The organism is Ensifer sp. MJa1 (assembly GCF_037026475.1).
Lineage (GTDB): Bacteria > Pseudomonadota > Alphaproteobacteria > Rhizobiales > Rhizobiaceae > Ensifer.
The window spans coordinates 1-20,763 of the sequence record NZ_JAKUMO010000030.1 but is presented as its reverse complement, the minus strand read 5'-3'; the positions used below and the strand labels follow the sequence as shown (position 1 = coordinate 20,763).

The following is a 20,763-nucleotide window of genomic DNA, read 5'->3' as shown; positions in this document are numbered from 1 at the left end:
GAAGTATAGCGCGGTGGCTCAACCCCAGGCGGAACGCAGATTGGCGGCCATTCTGGCCGCCGACGTCGTCGGCTTCAGTCGGCTAATGGGTGCCGATGAAGCTGGAACGGCGCGCGCGCTCAGGGGGCATCGCGAAGCGATACTGCCGCTCGTCAACGAACAGGGCGGCCGCATCGTCAAGACGATCGGCGATGGCGTACTCCTGGAATTTCCGTCCGTGGTTTCCGCCGTCGCCTGTGCCGCAGCCATCCAGCGCATGATGGCCGAGCGGAATGCAACTGTTCCCGTAGACCAGCGCATGCTGTTTCGCATGGGCGTCAACCTCGGCGACGTTCTGATCGAGGGCGACGACATCATCGGAGACGGTGTGAATGTGGCAGCCCGCCTCGAGGAGATTTCCGAGGCCGGTGGGATCTGCATTTCCGAAGACGTCTATCGGCAGATCGACGGTAAAGTCGACATCAGCTTTGCCGATATGGGGCTGCATCACCTGAAGAATATCGCCCGTCCATTGCGGACCTATCGCGCCCATCTCGGTCAGATCCTGCCGCTACGCACTCCCGGTCCGGCGTTGCCGGACCGGCCATCGATCGCCGTCCTGCCGTTCGGAAACATGAGCAACGACACCGCGCAGGACTATTTCGGCGATGGTGTCGTCGAGGAGATCATCATCGGCTTGTCGCGCATGCGCTGGTTGTTCGTCATCGCACGCAATTCGAGTTTCATGTACAAGGGACGCGCCGTCGACGTGAAGCAGGTCGGCCGCGAACTCGGCGTACGCTATGTGCTTGAAGGCAGCGTACGAAAGGCCGCCAACCGGGTGCGCATCTCCTCCGAACTGGTGGAGGCAAACACCGGCATCCATATCTGGGCGGATCGTTTCGAAGGGGGCCTCGAAGACATCTTCGAGCTTCAGGATCAGGTCACCGCCAACGTGGTTGGGGCGATCGGACCGAAACTCGAACAGGCGGAGATCGAACGCGCCAAACGCAAGCCGACGGAAAACCTCGACGCCTACGACTACTTCCTGCGCGGAATGGCTGCGCTCCACCGTTGGAACCGGGATGCCAACAACGAGGCGCTGCGGCTGTTTTACCGTGCGATCGAACTCGATCCGGAGTTTGCCGCCGCCTACGGCATGGCTGCGCGCTGCTATTCGCAGCGAAAGGCCAGCGGCTGGATGGTCGATCGACAACAGGAGACAACCGAGACCGAGCGGCTTGCGCGGCGTGCGGCCTCCCTCGGCAAGGACGACGCCGTGGCGCTCTGCACTGCTGGCATCGCGTTCACCTACGTTCTCGGCGTTCACGACTACGGCGCCGATCTTCTCGATCGCGCGCTGGCGCTGAACCCGAATTTGGCCTCCGCCTGGCTGTTCAGCGTCTGGGCCAAGATCTGGTTCGGCGAACCGGAAATCGCCATCGACCATCTGGCGCGCGCCATGCGGCTCAGCCCGCAGGATCCGCAGATTTTCAACGCGCAGGCCGCGATATCTGCAGCGCACTTCTTTGCCGGTCGCTACGAGGATGCTGCGGCCTGGGCTCAAGCTGCCATTCGCGAGCAGCCCGTGCATTTCATTGCAACCTGCGTCGCGGCGGCAAGCAATGCGCTGGCCGGACACCCGACCGAGGCGGCGGAGGCGATAGCGCGCCTGCGGCAGCTCGATCCCGACTTTTGCCTTTCCAACCTCGGTGACTACTTCCCGATCCGGCGAAGCGAGGATGCTGCGCTTTGGGTAAGAGCGCTCGAGCAGGCCGGGCTACCGACGTAGCCGACTGCCGACAAATGGCTGCCGTCAGCTGACGAAAGTGTGGTCGGCAATCGACTGCGGCTTCATCTCGATCGAAAACCCTGGCCGCTGCGGAGGCATGTAGGCGGCGTTCCGGATCACGCAGGGGTCGACGAAATGCTCGTGCAAATGGTCGACATATTCGATGACCCGGTCTTCCTTCGTGCCGGAAACGGCTATGAAGTCGATCATCGATAGATGCTGCACATACTCGCAGAGCCCTACCCCGCCGGCATGTGGCCAGACGGGCAAGCCGTACTTGGCGGCGACCAGCAGCACTGCGAGCACTTCGTTCAACCCACCCATGCGGCAGCTGTCGATCTGGACGATATCGATCGCGCCTTCGGCGATGAACTGCTTGAACATGATGCGGTTCTGGCACATTTCGCCGGTCGCGACTTTGACCGGCGCGATCGCCTGGCGAATCTTGCGATGGCCGGCGACATCGTCGGGGCTCGTCGGCTCCTCGATGAAGAATGGCTTGGCAAAGGCGAGTTGCTTTACCCAGTCGATCGCTTCACCGACCTCCCAGACCTGATTGGCGTCGATCATCAGGTACCGGTCCGGCCCGATCACCTCGCGTGCGATGGCGAGGCGGCGGATATCGTCGGCAAGATCACGGCCGACTTTCATCTTGATGTGGTTGAAACCCTGGTCGATCGCTTCCTGGGCAAGACGCCGCAGCTTGTCATCGGCATAACCGAGCCAGCCGGCCGACGTCGTATAGCAGGCGTACCCGTCGCGTTTAAGCGTAGCGATACGCTCCGCCTTGCCGGGCTCGGCCTTGCGCAGGATGTCGATCGCCTCGTCTCGGGTGAGCACATCCGTCATGTAGCGGTAGTCGACGATGTCGGCGATCTGCTCCGGCGTCATCTCGGCGACCAGCCGCCACACCGGTTTGCCCGCTTCTTTTGCAAGCAGGTCCCAGACCGCATTGACGATGGCGCCCGTCGCCAGGTGGATTGCGCCCTTTTCCGGTCCGATCCAGCGCAACTGGCTGTCACTGGTCAGATGCCGCCAGAAGTGGCCGGGATTGGCCAGGATATCGGCCGTATTCTGGCCAACGACAAGGTGCCGCATGGCGTTGATCGCCATGCAGCAGATGTCGTTGCCGCGCCCGATCGTAAAGGTCAGACCGTGGCCTGCCACCGCCGGACTGTCCGTATCCAGGATGACATAGGCCGCGGAGTAATCGGGATCCGGGTTCATGGCGTCGGACCCGTCCAGGCTCTGCGATGTCGGAAAGCGCAGATCGAAGACACGCAGATCGGTGATACGGGTCATGAATGTTCCCTCGAAGGTTACTCGTCGGCGCGCACCGACTGTTTCTGGCTGCCCAGGCCCTCGACGCCGAGCTCGACCACGTCGCCGGCCTTGAGGAAACGCGGCGGTTTCATGCCCATGCCGACACCGGGCGGCGTACCGGTCGAGATGATATCGCCCGGTTGCAGCGACATGAATTGCGAGAGGTAGGAAACGAGGAAGGCAACGCCATAGACCATGGTCTTCGTCGAGCCGTTCTGCACGGTCTCGCCATTGACCTTCAGCCACATCGGCAGGTTCTGCGGATCAGGCACTTCGTCCTTCGTCACCAGCCAGGGGCCAGTGGGCCCGAACGTGTCGCAGGATTTGCCCTTCGTCCATTGCCCATGGCGCTCGGTCTGGAAAGCGCGCTCGGAAACGTCATGCACGACGCAGTAACCTGCGACATAGTCGAGTGCTTCGGCTTCGCTGACATATTTCGCCTTGCGGCCGATGACGACGCCAAGCTCAACCTCCCAATCCGTCTTCGTCGATCCGCGCGGGATCAGGAGATCGTCATTGGGGCCGACGATGGCCGAAGTCGCCTTCATGAAGATGATCGGTTCCGGCGGCACCTTGGCGCCGGTTTCAGCGGCGTGGTCCGAATAGTTGAGGCCGATGCAGACGAATTTGCCGGTTCCACCAACGCAGGGACCGAGCCGCGGATTGCCGGCGACAACGGGCAGCCCGGAAAGATCCAGAGCCTTAAGCTCGGCAAGTTTGTCGGGATCGAGCGCAGCACCGGAGAGATCGGCAACATGGCCGGAAAGGTCGCGCAAGGTGCCCGTCGCATCAAGCAGGCCAGGCTTTTCGTGACCAGGGGTGCCGTAACGGAGAAGTTTCATGTCCTAAATCCCTAAACTCGTTGATCAGATCGTCCAGCCGCCATCGATGGCATAGGCCTGGCCCGTCGTATAGGTCGCCCCGGCCAGATGGACGGCAAGGTCGGCAATCTCTTCCGGCGTGCCCAGCCGCCCCATCGGCTGACGGGCGATAAAGGCGGCCCGCGCCGTCTCGTAGTCCACTTGCGCCCGCATGCGGTCCTGCAGCGACGGACTTTCGACGGTACCGGGGCAGATGGCATTGCAGCGAATGCCCTCGGCAACATAGTCGGCCGCCACTGATTTCGTAAGCCCGATCACGGCCGCCTTGGTGACGCCGTAAGCGAAGCGGTTTGGCACGCCTTTAATGCTCGAGGCGACCGAGGCCATGTTGATGATGGCACCATCCTTGCGCGCGCGCATGCCTGGAAGGACCGCCCGGATGGTACGGATCATCGCCTTGACGTTGAGGTCGAAGGCGAAGTCGAGATCTGCGTCCTTCATGTCGAGGATCGAGCCGGCGTGCACAAAGCCGGCGCAGTTGAAAAGCACGTCGACACGGCCGATCCTGGCGACAAGCGCTTCGACCGCGCCGGTATCGAGCACGTCGAGCCTGTGGGTTTCGAGTTCCGCCTCTTTGGCCAGCGCCGCCAAAGCATCTGCATTGATGTCGGTGGCATGAACCTTCGCACCCGCTGCGGCAAAAGCGAGTGCTGTGGCTCGGCCAATGCCTTGAGCGGCGGCGGTGATCAGCACGACCTTGCCCGCAAAATCCACTGTCATTCTTGCTCCCTCCTCGTCCTCGAACTGGGCAAAGGCATGCCCAGTTGCCTTCCCGCGTAATCAGTCCAAGCGTTCACCCGCGTCGCACGTTCCCGCTCGCAGCGATCCGGTCCAAATCGCTTGAGCGGTGCTCCAAGCGGCAACGCCTTCGCTATGGTTCCAATGAGGCTCTCGCGCCGCCATCCCCTCACTTGTGAGGATTTCATTTATATGCAAACAATAATCGGCGCTTGCGTCAAGGGCATAGTTCCCTGCAGCGGGCGCTTCGCCAATTGGAAACACGTTGATTGCAGAGGAAGCCGCATGGAGGTGGAGGAGTCTGATCGTTACCGTGCCCCCGCCCTCGACAAGGGGCTCGATATCCTCGAGCTTCTGGCCAGTGTCGACGGTGGATTGACGCAGGCCGAAATCTCCAAGCGGCTCAACCGTTCGCCGAACGAATTTTACCGGATGCTCGACCGCCTGGTGCGTCGCGGCTATGTCACCCGCATCGACGGCGACCGCTATTCACTGACCCTGAAACTGTTCGGCCTGGCGCAACTGCACGCGCCTGTACGGCGCCTTGCCTCCTACGCCACACCGCTCATGCGCGAACTCGCGCAAAGCTCGCGACAAGCCAACCATCTTGCCGTATTCGACCGCGGCTCGGTCGTCGTCGTTGCCCAGCAGGAAGCACCGGACTACTGGGGAATTTCCATTCGCGTCGGCTCGCATATCAGCCTGCTCGAGACCGGCTCCGGTCATGTGCTTCTGGCATTCCGATCCCGGGAAGAACGCGAAATGATGATCGCCGAGCATGCGCGCAGCGCCAACGAAGCAACACCCGGCCTCGACTTTCATGAGCGTCTCGAGCGGATCCGGGCACATGGTCACGAGAAAATGGCAAGCGCCCAGACCGCCGGTGTGCATAACCTTTCTGCGCCGATCCTAGGCCCCGACGGGCGCTGCATTGCGGCGCTGACGGTGCCTTACATCGGGCTTGTCGGCGCTGCATCCGCACCTGATATCGACGCAACCGTCGCCCTGCTCTTGCGGACGGCTGCGGAGCTTTCGTCCCTCGCAGGGTCGGATGTCCCTGCGGCAAGTGGTTGAAGAAGTCAGCGCAACGTCTCGTTCGAGCAGTTGTTTTATGTGAGCTTGGCCGTTCAGAGGAGGGAACCTCTTGATCATCGACACGCATCTGCATCTCATCAACAAACGGACGCTGAGCTATCCTTGGCTTGCGGGCGTCCCCGCCCTCGATCGCGACTTTCTGTATCAGACCTACAGCCAGGAAGCGCTGCGGCTTGGCATCGAGGCGGCCCTGCATATGGAAGTTGATGTGGCTCCAGAAGAGATCGAGGCGGAAACCCGCGAGATCGAGCAGCTGGCGCGCGAGCCTGGGAGCCTGCTTCAAGGCGCGATCGCCGCCTGCCGGCCAGAGGAGGCATCCTTCGAAGCCTATTTGGAGCGCCAGCAGGATGTCGCCTTCGTCCGAGGTTTTCGTCGGGTGCTGCACGTCATGCCGGACACTCTTTCCGAATCGACGACGTTTCGGGAAAATATTCGTCTTCTGAACGGGCAGCGCTTCACCTTCGACCTCTGCGTCCTGCCGCGGCAGATCGACAAGGCGATTGCGCTCGTGGACCTTGCGCCGGATCTCCAGTTCATCCTCGACCACTGCGGCGTTCCCGATATCCGAGCCGGGGCCGAGCACCCCTGGCGCGAGCAACTGGGCGAAATCGCCCGTCGCCCGAATGTCGTCGCAAAGATCTCAGGCGTCGTCGCCTATGCTGACGAAAACTGGCGAATGGAGACGCTTCGCCCCTATGTCGAGCATACGATTGCGACCTTCGGCTGGGACCGGGTGGTCTGGGGCAGCGACTGGCCGGTGTGCACGCTTGGCGGCGGTTTATCGACCTGGGTCGCTGCCACCCATGCCCTCATCGAGGGCTGCAGCATGGACGAGCGCCGCAAGCTGCTCTCGGGCAACGCGCGACGGATCTGGAGCCTCGGCTGACAAGGGAACGGTAGGCGCGTGAGGCGTCACGCTGCAGGCCAATCCGATGCGGCTCGGTGGTATCGCCCCCTAGCCTTTGTCGTTGATGCTTGTTGGTCCCGCGGCGAAACTATCGCCTGGCGTGCGATTTGCGGCGCCCGTTGCTACTGTCTCCATGCGGAACCGCATCGGGCTTGTTGTCCCCCATGGCTCGCGCTTCGACAAAGCCGATGACATACAGAACCGTGAACGCGGAAATCACCGCAAGTCCGGCAACGATCCAATGCCCGAACCCGACTGAAAGCCCGATCGCACCGGCGAGCCAAAGGCTGGCGCCAGTCGTTATCCCCTGAACCTCGCCGCGTGACAGCACGATCGTGCCGGCGGCCAGGAACGCGACGCCGGCGGTGACGGCCTCGACCACCCGCAACGGATCGATGCGCACCCGGTCGTCGAAGAAGCCTCCGAGGCGGACGCTTTCGAGCGATATGATGCTGAAGGTGCAGGCGGCAAGGCAGACGAGCATATGGGTCTTGAGGCCGGCGGGACGCGCTTTTGCCTCGCGTTCGAAGCCGATGACGGCGCCCATCAACAATGCGCCGAGGATGCGCACGAAAATGACGGGATAGGGTATCTGCGAGGGCGGAAACAATTCGGCGGCGATCTGATCCATGCGGAACCAACGCGAAGCCTTCGCATTGGTTCCGCCGACCGCTGCCACGCCTTACCCCTTGCGTCGACGCGCAGCCGCCTTCCCCGCCCCAACTGCAGACGCGGCTCCTAGTTCGCGAGCGCCGCCAGAGCCGCGTCCAACCGCTCCTGCGCCTTCTTCGGGTTCTTGACGCCCTTGATCGCGTCCAGGTTGGCAGGGGTTTCTCCGACCTGAACCACGCCCACCATCCCCATGCCGTAATGCGGCGTGCACTTGACGCCATAGAGGCCCGGGGCCGTGAAGGTCACCTTGTAATTTTCATTGATCTTGCTTTTGAAGGCCTCGGCGCCATCGGGGATCATGCCCTTGATGGTTTCGACGTTGTGCCCCTTGTCGGTCGGGATGAAGGTGACAGTATCTCCGGTTGCCACCTTCAGCGACGCCGGCTCGAACACCATCGCGCCGTTCTCGCCCTTGTTCAGCATATGCACTTCGAAATCGGCGGCGGCGGCTGGCGCTGCGACAAGCACTGCCGCGATCGCCATACCCAGTCCGCTCCTGATTGCATTCAACATCATCGTCTCCGTCTGATTGACCAGCACTCGTTCGGGCTGGGCGAATGAAGAAATAGGCCGACGCCGAACCGCCGACTTTGATGCGCGTCAAACACCGGGCGGTTTGTTGCTGTTGACAATACGTAGGATTCCTATACAAATAACCCATGAGCAAACTACCAGACGATACTCCTCCCTTGATCGACCGGATCGGCGTCGGCCTGTCGCGGGTGGCAACAGCAATGCGCACGGAAGCCTGGACAGCCGCCGATGCGATCGGCCTTAACCCGACGCAATTGCAGATCCTGACCTTTCTGGTCGCGCGCGGCCGGGCGGGAATGCGGGTGAAGCAGATTGCCGCCTATCTCGGCGTCAGCCAGCCGACGACGACGGATTCAGTCAATGCGCTGCTGCGCAAGGGGCTCGTCGACAAGCAGAGCGATCCCACGGACGCCCGCGCCCTGGCGGTCGCCGCGACGCCTGCCGGCGAGAGCGCTGTGCGCCGGGCTGGTGAACTCGCCTCGGCAACTGAGGACGCCATCGCCGCGCTCTCCAAGCTCGAGCAGCAGGATCTGCTCGTACATCTCCTCAAGATCATTCGGCGGCTGCAGATGGCGGGGGCCATTCCCGAGCAGCGCATGTGCGTCAACTGTCGCTACTTCCGGCCGCATGTCCACGACGATCCGAGCGCCCCGCATCATTGCGCCTTTGTCGACGCCGCCTTCGGACCGGCCGAGCTGCGCGTCGATTGCGGCGAGTATGAAAGCGGCGAAGAAGGCGCTCGAGAGACGGCATGGCGCGTGTTCACCCGCGAAGCGGGGTGATGCATGAACGAATTGCCGCGCAATCGGCGCCATATCCGTCGCACATGATCACCCGCGCGTGCCGGCCACGCGCAACGAGCTTCAGCATCGGCGCCCGCAAGCAGCGTTTCCAGTATTGCCCGCGTGATTGATGCTGTCGGCGCCGGTCCGACGACTGCCATCGGCGGACCGGCTATTTTCTCCCTCCACGCAAATAGAAAGAGAAAACCATGAGCAGAATTAATCTAGTCGACCCCACTTCGGCAACCGGCGTCAGCGCCGAACTGCTTGGCGAAATCCGCTCGGCCTTCGGTGTCGCCCCCAACATGTTCCGCGCCGTTGCCAATTCTCCGGCAGCACTTGCAAGCATGTGGGGATCGTTCGGAGCGCTTCGCAAGGGGCGCCTCGGCGCCAAGCTTGGCGAGCAGATCGCAGTTGCCGTCGCCGACCGCAACGATTGCCATTATTGCCTCGCTGCCCACACTGCACTTGGTCGCAAGGCTGGTGCCACGGCGGAAGAGATGGCAAGCGCGCAGCGTGGCAAGTCGTCGGATCCGAAAACGGCCGCCGCCCTCGCCTTCACCGTGAAGCTCGTCGAGGCACGCGGCCAGGTCGCCGACGCAGATGTGCGCGCATTGCGTGACGCAGGCTTCGATGATCAGGACATCGTCGAGATCATCGCGCATGTCGCGCTCAACCTCTTTACCAATTACATCAACGTCGCGCTTGCCGTGCCGGTCGATTTTCCGGGCGTGAAGCTCGTCCGCGAAGCCGCCTGACACATCAGCAACAGGCGGGACGAACGGCCCTGCAGGCAGGGTGTTCTCCCGCATCAGCCGGACGGGCGTGCACCGTCCGGCGCCCGTCGGAGTTGAGATAATGAACAGCAACCTTCGCATGACTGCACCGGAACTCGCCGTTTCGACCTGGTTCAACACCGCGGCGCCCCTGAGCCTCGAAGGGCTTCGTGGACGGGTCGTCTTTCTTCACGCTTTTCAGATGCTCTGCCCGGCCTGCGTCTCGCATGGCCTGCCGCAGACCCAGCGCGTCCAGAACATTTTCCGCGAAACCGATTTGCAGGTGATCGGCCTGCACACGGTGTTCGAACATCACGCTGCAATGGGACCCGAGGCGCTCAAGGCTTTCATTCACGAATACCGGCTGACCTTCCCGATTGCTGTCGATCAGCCGTCGAGCGAAGGACCGATACCCAAGACGATGGAGCGCTACGGCATGCGTGGCACGCCGACGGCGATCATCATCGGCCGCGACGGCCACGTCGAGTATCACCGCTTCGGGATCGAGGACGACATGGTCATCGGCGCGCGGCTGGCGACATTGCTCGCCGCACCCGTCCCGATCGACGCGACGACGGCACAAGACACGGGATGCACGCAGGACGGCTGTGTCCCGTCGGCGGGACCGATCAGCAACAGCAAAGCCGGCAGTTGATGGTGAGACGATGAAAACAAGAAAGGCGATCGCCATCAGGCACGTCCATTTCGAGGACCTCGGAACCTTTGCAGCGCCGCTACGCGCCGCCGGGTTCGAGATCGAGTACCGCGATGTCGGAAATGACGACTACCTCGCTTTCGATCCGGTCGAGCCGGATCTGCTTGTCGTGCTTGGCGGACCCATTGGCGTCTACGAGGACGAAGCCTACCCTTTCCTTGCAGACGAGATCGAAGCGCTGAGAATGCGGCTGTCGGCAGATCGCCCGACACTCGGCATTTGCCTCGGGGCTCAATTGATCGCCCGGGCGCTTGGAGCCCGCGTCTATTCCTCGGGTATCAAGGAGATCGGTTTTGCGCCCCTCACCTTGAGCGCCCCAGGCGCTGCCTCACCGCTTCGCCATCTCGAAGGCCTGCCGGTGTTGCATTGGCACGGTGATACTTACGAGTTGCCGGCAGGCGCCGAATTGTTGGCTTCGACGCCCGAAACCGTTCAGCAGGCTTTCGCCCGTGCCGACACGGTGCTCGGCTTGCAGTTTCACCTCGAAGCCGAGGCCGGTTTGCCGTTCGAGCGCTGGCTGGTCGGCCATGCCTGCGAGCTCGCCGCCGCCGGGCTCAATGTTGCCCGTCTACGCGCCGACGCCGAACGCTTCGGCCCGAGTTTGAAAGCGGCAGGTGCCGCCCTGATCGGGGAATGGCTGGAGCGCATGGATGGTTGATCGGCAGCCGATCGTACTCGACGCCCTGCTCGTCGGCGCGCTTGCGCCGATTGATGATCGCGGCACCTTGAGCGGCATCGACAAACGGCCAGCCTGCGGGGCGGTGTATCTGGGAGCCACGGGCTTTGCCGGCGACCACCAGGGAGACGTCAAACGCCACGGCGGCATCGACAAGGCCGTGCACCACTACCCGCTGGATCACTATCATGCCTGGGCGCAGGACATTGGTTCCGTGCCACCTCTGGAGATGCCGGGGGCGTTCGGCGAAAATCTTTCAACCGTCGGGCTGACCGAGAACGACATCGCGGTCGGCGATCGCTTTCGCCTTGGCCAAGCACTGCTGGAAGTGAGCCAGGGACGGCAGCCCTGCTGGAAGCTGAACCGGCGCTTCGGCCTGCCGGACATGGCCCGTCGCGTCCAGCAGTCTGGTCGCACCGGCTGGTATTATCGCGTCATCGAGGCGGGTTTCGTCTCGGCCGGAGACCGGCTGCAACTCCTCGATCGTCCCGCCGCCGAATGGACGATTGGTCGCCTCTGGCACTATCTCTATGTCGACACGTTGAACCGCGAGGCCCTTTCGCAGATCGCAAACCTCGCCGTCCTGCCGCCGAGCTGGCGGGACTATGCGGCAAAGCGGCTGCAGACACGCACGGTGGAGGATTGGACCCGACGCCTCGACGGCGAACCCTTTCAGCGATGAGTGTCGCCGACCAGCGACGGAGCCGGCCGCTTTGCCACCGGCGACGCGGTTGCGAGCGGACGCCGTCCGATGGCTTTCCTTGGCGGCGTCAGCATGTCTGCTATCTCTCCGGCAACAAAGATCGCGTGGTCGTTGACCTGCGGCAGCCCCATGAGCTCGCCGAAGGTGCCACGCGCCAGCGGACCGGCGATAATAAGCGACCGCTCCGCCCGCCCGTCCGCCGCGATCGCGCGGCTCGCTACATCGCAGGCGAGCCCCAGGCCGACATCATCGAGGCGAAGCCAACCCTGCGAGGCGAGATCGGCAAGCCAGTCGTGACATGACAGGATGCCTGTGTGGGCAGGACCCGTCGTTACCACACAGGCATCGAATAGCATCCGCTCCGACGAACCGTTGCGCCGATGGCGAATGTCGACGGCGATCACCTCGCCATCGGTCTCGACCCGATCGATGGAGCCACCAAGGACGCGAAGCTGTCCTGTTTCCAGCCCCTGCCGGATCGATGCATCGACCTGCGGTGCAACCCGGAAACGGTGTACGTCCCAATAGGCGCGCAGGTGGCGGACCAGCCGCCTGCGCTCGGCCGGCGGCAGGGCGCGCCAGACCTGGCCGCCCTGGCTTCGCAGCGCATCGAAAACGCCGTGCCAGCTGGTACCGATCTCCGCGGCTTCCCGCACGGCACGGCGGACACGCCGCAGAAGCTCAAGGGCAGTTCGCGCCGGATCGTCGGAAAAATCGCCGAACGGCTCCTGCGGGGTCGTGGCATGGCCACGCGACCGCAGCCCCCGGCGCGAAAGGGAGACGATCTGCCCGCGATGGTTCGCGAGCCGCAGCGACGCAATCACATCGGCCGCCGTCAGCCCGTTGCCAATAACCAGGACACGGTCCTGCGGACGAAGGCACGCCAGAGCGCCGGTGACCGTCGCATCCGGCACATAGCGCGGATGTCCGTGGAGCATCTCTGCGACACCACGGGGAGCGCGCGGCGGCGGATGGGTGGTGGCGATGACGACAATATCGGCAAGCAACTCTGCACCGCTGCCCGTGCGCAGCAGCCAATGATCCCCATGGCGGTCGATATTCACGACACGTTCGCGCCGGTGCGCGATCCGGCCGGTCTTCAGGAATGGTGCAATGAACTCGCCGACATAGCGGCCGAAAACGGCGCGGCGCGGGTACAGATTGCCGTCGGCGGCAAGAGCATCGGCGTCGTCGCCCGGCTCGCCCTTCGATGCCAACCAACTGAGGAAGTCATCGGAATCATCGGGGATGAGGCTCATGCGCGCAGCCGGCACATTGATGCGATGGGCCGGATTGTCGGTATCATAGGCAAGCCCCGCGCCGAGCCGCTCGCGTGGCTCGAAAACGACGATGCTGGCGCCGTCGCTTGCGGGATTGCGGGCCAGGTTTGCAGCGACCGCCGCGCCGGTGAAGCCGCCGCCCACGATTGCGATCACCGGTCGGCGCCTTGTCCCGGTCACGATTGGGACGCCTTGAACTTCGGCCGGTGGTCGCCGGCAATGGTCTCGCCGAAGGGTCCGGTATTGATCGATGCCTCGCGTGCGGGAACGGCATGGGCCAGCGGCAGGTTCGGCAGCACCAGTTCGCCGAAGCGATAGGCCTCTTCCAGATGCGGGTAGCCGGACAGGATGAAACTGTCGATGCCGACCTGGCGGTACTCCTCCATGCGCGCCTTGACCTGGTCCGGGTTTCCGACCAGGGCCGTGCCCGCGCCGCCGCGCACCAGGCCAACGCCGGCCCACAGGTTAGGCGCGGCTTCAAGCTTGTCGCGACGACCGCCATGCAGGCGACTCATGCGGCTCTGACCAACCGAATCCATGCGCTCGAACACCTTCTGTGCGGCGGCAATCGTGTCGTCATCGACATATTGTATCAGTTCGTCGGCAGCCTGCCATGCTTCCTTCTCGGTTTCACGCACGATGACGTGCAGGCGGATACCGAAGCTCACCTCCCTGCCCTCGGCTGCAGCCAGCGCGCGCACCTCGGCGATCTTGCTGGCGACGTCTTCGACCGGCTCGCCCCAGGTCAGGTACTTGTCGATCGTGCGTGCCGCGACCTCCTGCCCCTTGCCGGACGACCCGCCGAAGTAGAGTGGCGGATGCGGCTGCTGCACCGGTTGGAACAGCAGCTTGCCACCTTCGATCTCGAAGTGCCTGCCCTTGAAGTCGACCTCTTCTCCACGCAACACCGCCTTGTAGATGTTGAGGAATTCTTCGGTCACCTCATAGCGATCGCTATGAGAAAGGTGGATGCCATCGCCCTTGTTTTCGATCGGATCACCGCCGGTAACGACATTGATCAGGAGCCGGCCGCCCGATAGCCGGTCGAGCGTTGCCGTCATGCGCGCGGCAAGTGTCGGCGACAGCAGGCCAGGTCTGACTGCAATCAGGAAACGCAGCTTCTCGGTCAGTGGCGCCAGCGCCGAGGCGACCACCCAGCTGTCCTAGCAACTGCGGCCGGTCGGGATAAGAACGCCATAATATCCGAGCGTATCGGCTGCCTGGGCAACCTGCTTCAGATAGTTGAGATCGACATTACGCCCACCGCGGCTGGTACCAAGGTAGCGGCTGTCGCCATGGGTCGGCAGAAACCAGAGCACGTTGATTTTCTCGGGTATCGTTAGAGGCGTAGTTCCCATGGGCGAAGTCTCCTCATAGAGCGTGTCCGATGGCTGGCAGAGCCACCTTGCAATGGCGAAAAACATAAACTCTATAAAATTTATTGACAATGAAAAATCAGGCGACCATCTTTTGCGGGAGGAAAAATTTTTCCCGGATCAGCAAATAGAGACCGGGAATTAGGTGAAATTTTCGAGGGTTTGGCCATGACGATCGCGCTTGCCGCATCTCCAGCATTCGACACCATCATTCCAGCCACCAGTGGCTACGAGCCGGTTACAGCGCCAGCCTTAAAGGCGGCGATGCGCAATTTCTCCGGCGGCGTCTCGGTCATCACGGCCGGCGTCGGGGATGAGCGCACCGGCGCGACCGTTACCTCGGCGACGGCCCTTTCGGTCGAACCGCCGACCATGATCGTCAACATCAACCGCACGTCCTCGACCTGGCCCGTCATAGAGCGTCACCGGCATTTCTGCGTGAATGTGCTATCGAACGAGCAACAGGCGATCGCCGAGCGCTTTGCCGGTTCAGGCGGTGCAAAAGGCGTTGCGCGCTACGAAGGTGCCGAATGGTTCCGATTGGTGAGCGGAGCTTCAGCCCTGAGCGGTGCGCTCGCGGCCATCGACTGTGAGGTCGAGGAGATCATCGAGCGCCACAGCCACGCAATTATCCTCGGCCGCGTGGTGGCAATCGCCACTGGTGCTGGCGAACCGATCGTCTACCACAATGGAAGCTATGGCGGTCTTCTTCGCTAGGGCAGTCAGCGGCTTCAGTGGCGCTGCACGAAGCGCCGCCGAAATGGCTGAACTTTGGAAAGGCCTGTCCGCCGCGATCCGAAATCGGAAATAGTTTTTCTATATATTTTCTACGTTTTTTATCAGCATTGTATGGAGGCTCCACCGAGAGCCAGGACTTTCAACCAGGACTACAACGTTGAGGAGCACACAATGACGATCAGCAGACGCACACTTCTCGCAACCGGCGCCGCCGTGCTGCTGGCCGCCCAGGCCTATCTGCCCGCCCGCGCGGACGACACGACGCTGACGATCGGCTACCAGCCGATCGTCGAGCCATCGCGCGTGCCGCAAGCAGACGGCACCTATGAGAAGGTCACCGGAGCCAAGATCAACTGGCAGAAGTTTGATGGCGGCGCCGACGTCATCGCAGCGCTTGCATCCGGCTCGATCGATATCGGCTATGTCGGCTCCTCACCGCTCGCGGCAGCCGCAAGCCGCCAGATTCCGCTCGAGACAATCTTCGTTGTCGGCCTGATCAGCGAAGCTGAAGCGCTTGCCGTGAAGGGTATCGACAAGCCGGAAGATCTTGCCGGCAAGAAGATCGCCACGCCCTTCGTATCGACGGCGCATTACAGCCTGCTGACCGCCCTCAAGCACTGGAATGTCGATCCGAAGTCGGTCGAGATCCTCAACCTCAGGCCGCCAGAGATCGCAGCCGCCTGGCAGCGTGGCGATATCGATGGCGCCTATGTCTGGGATCCGGTGCTCTCGGAAATCAAGAAGACCTCGACGGTTCTCGCCACATCGGCAGACGTCGCCAAATGGGGCGGCCCGACCTTCGACGCCTGGATCGTCAGCAAGAAGTTCGCCGAGGAGCATCCAGATATCGTGACCGGCTTCGTCAAGGTCACCGGCGACGCCTATGCCGACTATCGCGCCAATCCCGATGCCTGGAGCGCCACCTCGCCACAAGCCGAAAAGATTGCGCGCCTGACCGGCGCCAAGCCTGAGGACGTGCCGAACTTGCTGAAGGGCTACTACTTCCCGTCGCTCGAAGAACAGGCGTCTGCCGAGCTTCTGGGGGGCGCGACCGCGAAGGCCGTTGCTGAGACTTCGGCCTTCCTGCTGGAGCAGGGCAAGATCCCTGCGGTGCTTCCCGATTACACGCCCTATGTCTCGGCGCGCTGGGCGCAGGAAGCCGCAAAGCTCTCGTTCTGACCCCACCGGTCGTCAATGGCGACCGGCCATGTTCACCCGACGCGCGTGCCGGGTGAACAAACCGGTCGTCACAGGCCGCCTTCAGGAAATCAAGATGTCTGTTCTCTCGCTCAACAACGTCACCCTTCGCTACGCGACCGCTGACCATCGCTCCACACCGGTGCTGGCGTCCATCGACCTTGCGATTGAAAGCAGCGAGTTCGTCGTCGTCATTGGCCGGTCGGGCTCTGGAAAGACCAGCCTGCTCAACATCGCCGCCGGTTTCGTGGCGCCGAGCAGCGGTCGCGTCTGTCTCGATGGGCAATCCGTTACAGGTCCCGGCGCCGACCGCGCCGTGGTTTTCCAGGACGACGCTCTTTATCCATGGCAGTCGGCGGTGGAAAATGTCGCCTTTCCACTACGATTGCGCGGCATCCCCAGGAGGGAGCGCTTGGCGAGGGCACGCGACATTCTCGATGGCGTTGGCCTGCAAGAGGCTGCAGACCGTCGCGTCTGGGAACTATCTGGCGGCATGCGCCAACGCGTCGGCATCGCCAGGACGCTTGCCTCCGACCCGCGCTTCCTGTTGCTGGATGAGCCGCTTGGCGCACTCGATGCGCTGACCCGCAGCCGAATGCAGGGTTTCCTACTTGACGTCTGGCAACGGAGCGGGGCCGGCGCGCTGCTCATTACCCACAGCATCGACGAAGCGCTGCTGCTGGCGACGCGCATCATCGTCCTTGCCCCCAATCCCGGGCGGATCACGAGCGAAATCGCAACCCCGTTCGGCCGCGATCATCTTGCGGGTACGCCGTTGCCCGAAATTGGTGGTTCGTCAGCGTTTCGGCGCCTGCACGACGAACTGACCGCTCTCATCCATGCCGAAGACGAAGGGATTGCCGCATGAGCCTGTCGCTCGAAAGCCTGCCGTCGAAGGAACAGGAGCTTGCCGATACCGATTTCGATGGGCCAAGCTCGCGACGATCCCCTGTTCCGCTCGCCTGGATTTCGGCTGCGACGATCGTCGCGGTTCTGGCGCTCTGGAGCCTTGCCTCAAACTATGGCCTCGTGTCGTCGCTGTTCCTTCCTTCGCCGGCTGCAGTCTATCAGGCGCTGAAGGGCCTTGCCGTGGTGGGTTTCGTCGACGCGACGCTTGCCCAACATGTGGGCGCCAGCCTTCTCAGGATCTTCGGCGCGCTTGCCGTTGCAATCCTCGTCGGCGTGCCGGCAGGTCTTGCGATCGGCACCAGTCGCCTGGGCAAAGGCATTCTCGACCCGATCGTCGAATTCCTGCGTCCCTTGCCGCCACTCGCCTATTTGCCCTTGGTGATCATCTGGCTCGGAATCGGCGAAGCATCAAAGATCGCGGTGATTGCGCTGGCGATGCTGCCGCCGGTTATCCTGTCGACGGCAACGGGTGTCCGGTCCACCTCGACCGATCACATCAACGCAGCCCGGGCGTTCGGTGCTTCCCGACTGCAGGTGCTGCGCCACGTCATCCTTCCAAGCGCCCTGCCCTCTGTTCTGACGGGCACCCGTATTGCGCTTGGAGCGGGATGGTCGACGCTGGTCGCAGCCGAGCTCGTGGCCGCGACCCGTGGCCTTGGCTTCATGATCCAGTCGGCCGCCCAGTTCCTGGTTACCGATGTCGTCATCGCCGGCATCGTCGTGATCGCGGCCGTCGCCTGCCTGTTCGAACTGTCTGCGCGCCTGCTCGAGCGTTGGCTGGTGCCGTGGGCCACACGAACCTAACTGTCAGAGGAGACCGTCAGCCGGTCTTCAACGTCACCCGATGCAGGGTCGCGATCAGCCGGGCCGCCGCATAGGTCTGCGTCACGATCTCCGGCACGAGGTCGATGTCCGGCAGGCTGCCAACGCCGAGCGGGCCGATCGCATAGAGATTGCGGGTCGGCTGCCCGCCGGCGAGCACCTGGCCGGCCGGACTGACGGCGATGCCGAGGGCCAGTTCGTCCGGCTCGGCCAGGCCGCCGGAAAAGAGGCTCTGCATCAGAGGTGCATCAAGGTCCGGTGCGGAACAGCGACAATCAATCACCTGATCGGCCAAAAGCAGCGTTTCTTCGCTTTCACCGGCCCATCTCACCATCAGCCCGTCAGGACGACGCTTCCCTGCCCATCCCTTGCGCACGACCGTTCGTCCGTCGACAAGCTCCTGCTGCAGGCGCAGATGCAGCGGTGCCGGCAGCCGGTTGCGATGGCTGTCATAGATCGACCGCAGATGCCGGTTGAATCGGTGTTTTTCGGCCTCTGGCAACGCCTGCCAGAGGGAACGGGCACGCCGGCGCAGGCCGTTCATCGCCGCCTGCCAACCGAGACCCGCCGCTTCCGCTTGCGAACACGCCTGCCGCACGAAGCGCACGATGTCGCCGAGCCGGGTCGGCATGGGGTCCACGGGGAAAGTCGGCGCCGCGGCCAGCCGCGTATGCGGCTGCGGCAGAAAGCCATGACGCGAAAGAATGGTGATTTCGCCGGCAAAGCCGTTGTCGCGCAATTGCAGCAGCCGATCGACGACCCGCACGCCGCTACCGAGCAGCACCGTGTGGCGCGGCACCACCAGCCGCCGCGCACGAACCAAGGGGCGCTCCTCCTCGGCAATGTCCAGTACGCTGCTGCGTAGTCCGAACCCGGTCGCAAGCACCACGACATCGCATTCGACCGCCGCATCCTGCTGTACCACCAGGAAGCGGCCCGACGCCTGTTTGCGCAGCGCGACCACGGCCTGGCATGACAGCTGCATCGAAATGTCAGGGCGGCGCGTCAGTGCTTCCGAAAACCGCTGGTAGACGTAGTCACTGAAGATGCTTTTCGGCACGAAGATCTGCTGGAAGCCCGGAATGGCCGCCGAAACAGCGGCGCGAAAGTCGGCGTTGGCTGAGAGCCACTCGTTGAAGTCCTCCGGCTGGCCAGCGGCCACCGAAAGGTCGCGAACGCGGCTGTTAAGGATCTCGCCACTCCGGGCGGCGACCAGCACCTGTCCGCCGCTGATGGTCGGCTGCGGATCGAACAGATGGACGTGGAACGCGGTCCGTACCGATTTCATCAAGGCGATCGCCGTCATCACCCCGGAAAATCCGCGGCCGATAATAGCGATATGCGGCTTTTCCCGCGGTCCGGCCGCTTCAGGCGAGATCTTTGCAAACAGTCCATGGACAGTCATGTGAACGCTCCTATGGCCCGGCTATACCCGCCGGCAAAGTTTGAAACGCATGGCTGTTTCGGCGCGAACACAGACACCGACCGAATTGTGAGAAGGGGCCGACAGGCCACGCGCACGGGTCATCCGCGCTACTTTCGCGGTGTCGGCTGGGACATCGGCAACCTTGGCGGTCGCCGAACATGTATCCGTTATCCTGGTTGGCCTGGCACCTCGGCACATGGTCATCCCTAGACGGCATACTCTATACATTTAATACGTTATTAGAGCGCGAAATGGCGGGGACATCAAGTGCCGAGTGCAGCGGGTCGCAGGTCCGTCCCCAGCGGCTCTGCTGTTTCAGACCATGCCCGTCGTCACCGGTTGACGTGCCGATGCCTCGATCCCTGGCCCACGTGCCGTTTCGCGACGTGCGATGCCGTTCAGCACCTTCAACAGGTCGTAGCCTCGCGACCACCGGCCAAAGCCGCTGGCGATATTGATGTGGCCGGCATGGCCGAGGTCCACCAGGCGGCTACCCCATCGTGTCGAGAAGTGCCGGAGCCTGTCGAAGGGCATGTAGGGATCGTTCAGACTGCCGACGACGAGACTGGAGAATGGGAGCGGCAGCTCCGGCATCACGCCGAAGTCGATCGCCCCGGGATGAAGCCTTTCGGTCGGACCGAGATCACAAGGGGCGACCAGCAGTGCGCTGCGCACCTGGCGCGCCAAAGGACGCCGGGCGAGGTTCGCGACAAGAATACATCCGAGGCTGTGGGCCACAAGATCGACCGCCCCGTGCCTTTCTATGTCGCGTTCCAGGGCGTCGCGCCAGGCGCCAAGCTCTGGGCGTCCCCAATCCGCCTGCCCCACCAGAACCGCTTCTTGATGATCGTCGAGCCAATGGCGCTGCCAGTGCCCGTCGTCCGATCCGAACAGTCCGGGAATGATGAGCGTTTTTGCCATGACATCAATCTCTTGCGAGGACGCTTCTAAGTTGCAACAGCCCGGAAGAACCGGCCGATTCATGACGTTGATTATGTGAAGGCAACGATCGCCGCGTAAGCAAGGAACACCCAAGATCTATATTTTCTATAGTATTTATTTCTTTGAATGAAGATCACTTCGTCGCGATCGACTGGCAGACGTGGAACAATGTTTGGAGCAGAGTGTTTCCATGGACGCGGCTCCAGGCGAAATCAGTTTCCTTGTGACCGGCCTCAGCGTCAAAAATTTGCGTTGTTGGGGCTCACGAACTTGATAGTTTGGCGCCGAAGTACACCGGCGTAGAGACAAGCCGGCCAATCGCCGATTCTGATCGCCGGTTTGGATGAGGGGACGATGCGGCCGCATGCGGCTGCCGGGTTGAAAAGGTGATCGCAATTTGACGCAGCGACGCAACGGGAGCCGCTGGCGGTTTCGCCAGCCGAGTGTATTGCCTGGGTTTGGTTTGTCGCTCGGGATCACGCTGAGCTGGCTGGTCCTGA

The 20,763-nt window shown here is 62.8% G+C and carries 20 protein-coding genes and 1 pseudogene; 12 read left to right on the top strand and 9 right to left on the bottom strand.

What is annotated here, in order from left to right; translation table 11 throughout:
• Positions 1-40 precede the first annotated feature (40 nt).
• Positions 41-1,771: an adenylate/guanylate cyclase domain-containing protein gene (locus MKZ91_RS27940; protein WP_336174302.1), complete on the top strand. Its 1,731-nt coding sequence runs from the start codon at positions 41-43 to the stop codon at positions 1,769-1,771.
• 24 nt (positions 1,772-1,795) lie between these two features.
• Here MKZ91_RS27940 and MKZ91_RS27935 read toward each other — a convergent pair whose 3' ends face one another.
• The 3 genes from MKZ91_RS27935 to MKZ91_RS27925 are packed head-to-tail and all read right to left on the bottom strand — an operon-like array spanning position 1,796 to position 4,695.
• On the bottom strand, positions 1,796-3,073 hold the full coding sequence (locus MKZ91_RS27935) for an L-fuconate dehydratase (protein ID WP_336174301.1): 1,278 nt from the start codon (positions 3,071-3,073) through the stop codon (positions 1,796-1,798).
• Between the two features lie 17 nt (positions 3,074-3,090).
• A complete protein-coding gene (locus MKZ91_RS27930) occupies positions 3,091-3,936 on the bottom strand; it encodes a fumarylacetoacetate hydrolase family protein (protein WP_336174300.1) in 846 nt (281 codons plus the stop codon).
• Positions 3,937-3,960: 24 nt separating this feature from the next.
• Positions 3,961-4,695, bottom strand: coding sequence for an SDR family oxidoreductase (locus tag MKZ91_RS27925; protein WP_336174299.1), 735 nt, complete (start codon positions 4,693-4,695; stop codon positions 3,961-3,963).
• Between the two features lie 303 nt (positions 4,696-4,998).
• Here MKZ91_RS27925 and MKZ91_RS27920 point away from each other — a divergent pair, with 303 nt between their 5' ends.
• Both MKZ91_RS27920 and MKZ91_RS27915 read left to right on the top strand, forming a co-directional pair.
• Positions 4,999-5,787 (top strand): IclR family transcriptional regulator, encoded by a 789-nt coding sequence (locus MKZ91_RS27920; RefSeq protein ID WP_336174297.1) that lies wholly within the window; start codon positions 4,999-5,001, stop codon positions 5,785-5,787.
• Between the two features lie 70 nt (positions 5,788-5,857).
• Entirely contained in the window at positions 5,858-6,694 is an 837-nt protein-coding gene (locus MKZ91_RS27915; RefSeq protein ID WP_336174296.1) for an amidohydrolase family protein, read from the top strand.
• Between the two features lie 109 nt (positions 6,695-6,803).
• On the opposite strand, the gene MKZ91_RS27910 is transcribed toward MKZ91_RS27915, so the two are convergent.
• Together MKZ91_RS27910 and MKZ91_RS27905 are read right to left on the bottom strand one after the other, a co-directional pair.
• Positions 6,804-7,346, bottom strand: coding sequence for an MgtC/SapB family protein (locus MKZ91_RS27910; protein WP_336174345.1), 543 nt, complete (start codon positions 7,344-7,346; stop codon positions 6,804-6,806).
• A gap of 107 nt (positions 7,347-7,453) precedes the next feature.
• Positions 7,454-7,900 (bottom strand): pseudoazurin, encoded by a 447-nt coding sequence (locus tag MKZ91_RS27905; protein ID WP_336174295.1) that lies wholly within the window; start codon positions 7,898-7,900, stop codon positions 7,454-7,456.
• Positions 7,901-8,046: 146 nt separating this feature from the next.
• Here MKZ91_RS27905 and MKZ91_RS27900 point away from each other — a divergent pair, with 146 nt between their 5' ends.
• From MKZ91_RS27900 to MKZ91_RS27880, 5 genes are all read left to right on the top strand, one after another.
• Positions 8,047-8,703: a MarR family winged helix-turn-helix transcriptional regulator gene (locus tag MKZ91_RS27900; protein ID WP_336174294.1), complete on the top strand. Its 657-nt coding sequence runs from the start codon at positions 8,047-8,049 to the stop codon at positions 8,701-8,703.
• Positions 8,704-8,912: 209 nt separating this feature from the next.
• The gene (locus MKZ91_RS27895; protein WP_336174293.1) at positions 8,913-9,461 is read left to right on the top strand and encodes a carboxymuconolactone decarboxylase family protein; all 549 of its coding nucleotides are present in this window, start codon (positions 8,913-8,915) and stop codon (positions 9,459-9,461) included.
• A gap of 118 nt (positions 9,462-9,579) precedes the next feature.
• Positions 9,580-10,134: a redoxin domain-containing protein gene (locus tag MKZ91_RS27890; RefSeq protein ID WP_336174344.1), complete on the top strand. Its 555-nt coding sequence runs from the start codon at positions 9,580-9,582 to the stop codon at positions 10,132-10,134.
• Between the two features lie 10 nt (positions 10,135-10,144).
• Entirely contained in the window at positions 10,145-10,852 is a 708-nt protein-coding gene (locus MKZ91_RS27885) for a glutamine amidotransferase (RefSeq protein ID WP_336174292.1), read from the top strand.
• A complete protein-coding gene (locus MKZ91_RS27880) occupies positions 10,845-11,552 on the top strand; it encodes an MOSC domain-containing protein (protein ID WP_336174291.1) in 708 nt (235 codons plus the stop codon). Before MKZ91_RS27885 ends, MKZ91_RS27880 begins: the two co-directional genes overlap by 8 nt.
• Here MKZ91_RS27880 and MKZ91_RS27875 read toward each other — a convergent pair.
• Together MKZ91_RS27875 and ssuD are read right to left on the bottom strand one after the other, a co-directional pair.
• Positions 11,543-13,009, bottom strand: coding sequence for an FAD/NAD(P)-binding protein (locus MKZ91_RS27875; protein ID WP_336174290.1), 1,467 nt, complete (start codon positions 13,007-13,009; stop codon positions 11,543-11,545). The genes MKZ91_RS27880 and MKZ91_RS27875 overlap by 10 nt on opposite strands.
• A 20-nt stretch (positions 13,010-13,029) precedes the next feature.
• A pseudogene (gene ssuD, locus MKZ91_RS27870) lies at positions 13,030-14,211 on the bottom strand (FMNH2-dependent alkanesulfonate monooxygenase).
• A 282-nt stretch (positions 14,212-14,493) separates the two neighbouring features.
• Between ssuD and MKZ91_RS27865 the strand changes: the two are divergent.
• From MKZ91_RS27865 to MKZ91_RS27850, 4 genes are all read left to right on the top strand, one after another.
• A complete protein-coding gene (locus MKZ91_RS27865) occupies positions 14,494-14,946 on the top strand; it encodes a flavin reductase family protein (RefSeq protein WP_336174343.1) in 453 nt (150 codons plus the stop codon).
• 192 nt (positions 14,947-15,138) lie between these two features.
• A complete protein-coding gene (tauA, locus tag MKZ91_RS27860; RefSeq protein ID WP_336174289.1) occupies positions 15,139-16,146 on the top strand; it encodes a taurine ABC transporter substrate-binding protein in 1,008 nt (335 codons plus the stop codon).
• A 94-nt stretch (positions 16,147-16,240) separates the two neighbouring features.
• Positions 16,241-17,032, top strand: coding sequence for a taurine ABC transporter ATP-binding protein (locus MKZ91_RS27855; RefSeq protein WP_336174288.1), 792 nt, complete (start codon positions 16,241-16,243; stop codon positions 17,030-17,032).
• A complete protein-coding gene (locus MKZ91_RS27850) occupies positions 17,029-17,877 on the top strand; it encodes an ABC transporter permease subunit (RefSeq protein ID WP_336174287.1) in 849 nt (282 codons plus the stop codon). The genes MKZ91_RS27855 and MKZ91_RS27850 overlap by 4 nt, the downstream gene beginning before the upstream one ends.
• Positions 17,878-17,893: 16 nt before the next feature.
• Here the strand turns inward: MKZ91_RS27850 and MKZ91_RS27845 are convergent, their stop codons facing one another.
• Positions 17,894-19,300 (bottom strand): FAD/NAD(P)-binding protein, encoded by a 1,407-nt coding sequence (locus MKZ91_RS27845; protein WP_336174286.1) that lies wholly within the window; start codon positions 19,298-19,300, stop codon positions 17,894-17,896.
• 336 nt (positions 19,301-19,636) lie between these two features.
• Positions 19,637-20,242 carry an RBBP9/YdeN family alpha/beta hydrolase gene (locus MKZ91_RS27840; RefSeq protein WP_336174285.1) on the bottom strand — a complete coding sequence of 202 codons (606 nt, stop codon included), beginning with the start codon at positions 20,240-20,242 and terminating at the stop codon, positions 19,637-19,639.
• Between the last annotated feature and the right edge of the window lie 521 nt (positions 20,243-20,763).

Bases quoted from the DNA above. Each gene is read 5' to 3' on its own strand.
- MKZ91_RS27935 (WP_336174301.1), bottom strand. From the start codon at position 3,073: ATGACCCGTATCACCGATCTGCGTGTCTTCGATCTGCGCTTTCCGACA.
- MKZ91_RS27930 (WP_336174300.1), bottom strand. From the start codon at position 3,936: ATGAAACTTCTCCGTTACGGCACCCCTGGTCACGAAAAGCCTGGCCTG.
- MKZ91_RS27925 (WP_336174299.1), bottom strand. From the start codon at position 4,695: ATGACAGTGGATTTTGCGGGCAAGGTCGTGCTGATCACCGCCGCCGCT.
- MKZ91_RS27920 (WP_336174297.1), top strand. From the start codon at position 4,999: ATGGAGGTGGAGGAGTCTGATCGTTACCGTGCCCCCGCCCTCGACAAG.
- MKZ91_RS27910 (WP_336174345.1), bottom strand. From the start codon at position 7,346: ATGGATCAGATCGCCGCCGAATTGTTTCCGCCCTCGCAGATACCCTAT.
- MKZ91_RS27905 (WP_336174295.1), bottom strand. From the start codon at position 7,900: ATGTTGAATGCAATCAGGAGCGGACTGGGTATGGCGATCGCGGCAGTG.
- MKZ91_RS27900 (WP_336174294.1), top strand. From the start codon at position 8,047: ATGAGCAAACTACCAGACGATACTCCTCCCTTGATCGACCGGATCGGC.
- MKZ91_RS27895 (WP_336174293.1), top strand. From the start codon at position 8,913: ATGAGCAGAATTAATCTAGTCGACCCCACTTCGGCAACCGGCGTCAGC.
- MKZ91_RS27890 (WP_336174344.1), top strand. From the start codon at position 9,580: ATGACTGCACCGGAACTCGCCGTTTCGACCTGGTTCAACACCGCGGCG.
- MKZ91_RS27885 (WP_336174292.1), top strand. From the start codon at position 10,145: ATGAAAACAAGAAAGGCGATCGCCATCAGGCACGTCCATTTCGAGGAC.
- MKZ91_RS27880 (WP_336174291.1), top strand. From the start codon at position 10,845: ATGGTTGATCGGCAGCCGATCGTACTCGACGCCCTGCTCGTCGGCGCG.
- MKZ91_RS27865 (WP_336174343.1), top strand. From the start codon at position 14,494: ATGCGCAATTTCTCCGGCGGCGTCTCGGTCATCACGGCCGGCGTCGGG.
- tauA (WP_336174289.1), top strand. From the start codon at position 15,139: ATGACGATCAGCAGACGCACACTTCTCGCAACCGGCGCCGCCGTGCTG.
- MKZ91_RS27855 (WP_336174288.1), top strand. From the start codon at position 16,241: ATGTCTGTTCTCTCGCTCAACAACGTCACCCTTCGCTACGCGACCGCT.
- MKZ91_RS27850 (WP_336174287.1), top strand. From the start codon at position 17,029: ATGAGCCTGTCGCTCGAAAGCCTGCCGTCGAAGGAACAGGAGCTTGCC.
- MKZ91_RS27845 (WP_336174286.1), bottom strand. From the start codon at position 19,300: ATGACTGTCCATGGACTGTTTGCAAAGATCTCGCCTGAAGCGGCCGGA.
- MKZ91_RS27840 (WP_336174285.1), bottom strand. From the start codon at position 20,242: ATGGCAAAAACGCTCATCATTCCCGGACTGTTCGGATCGGACGACGGG.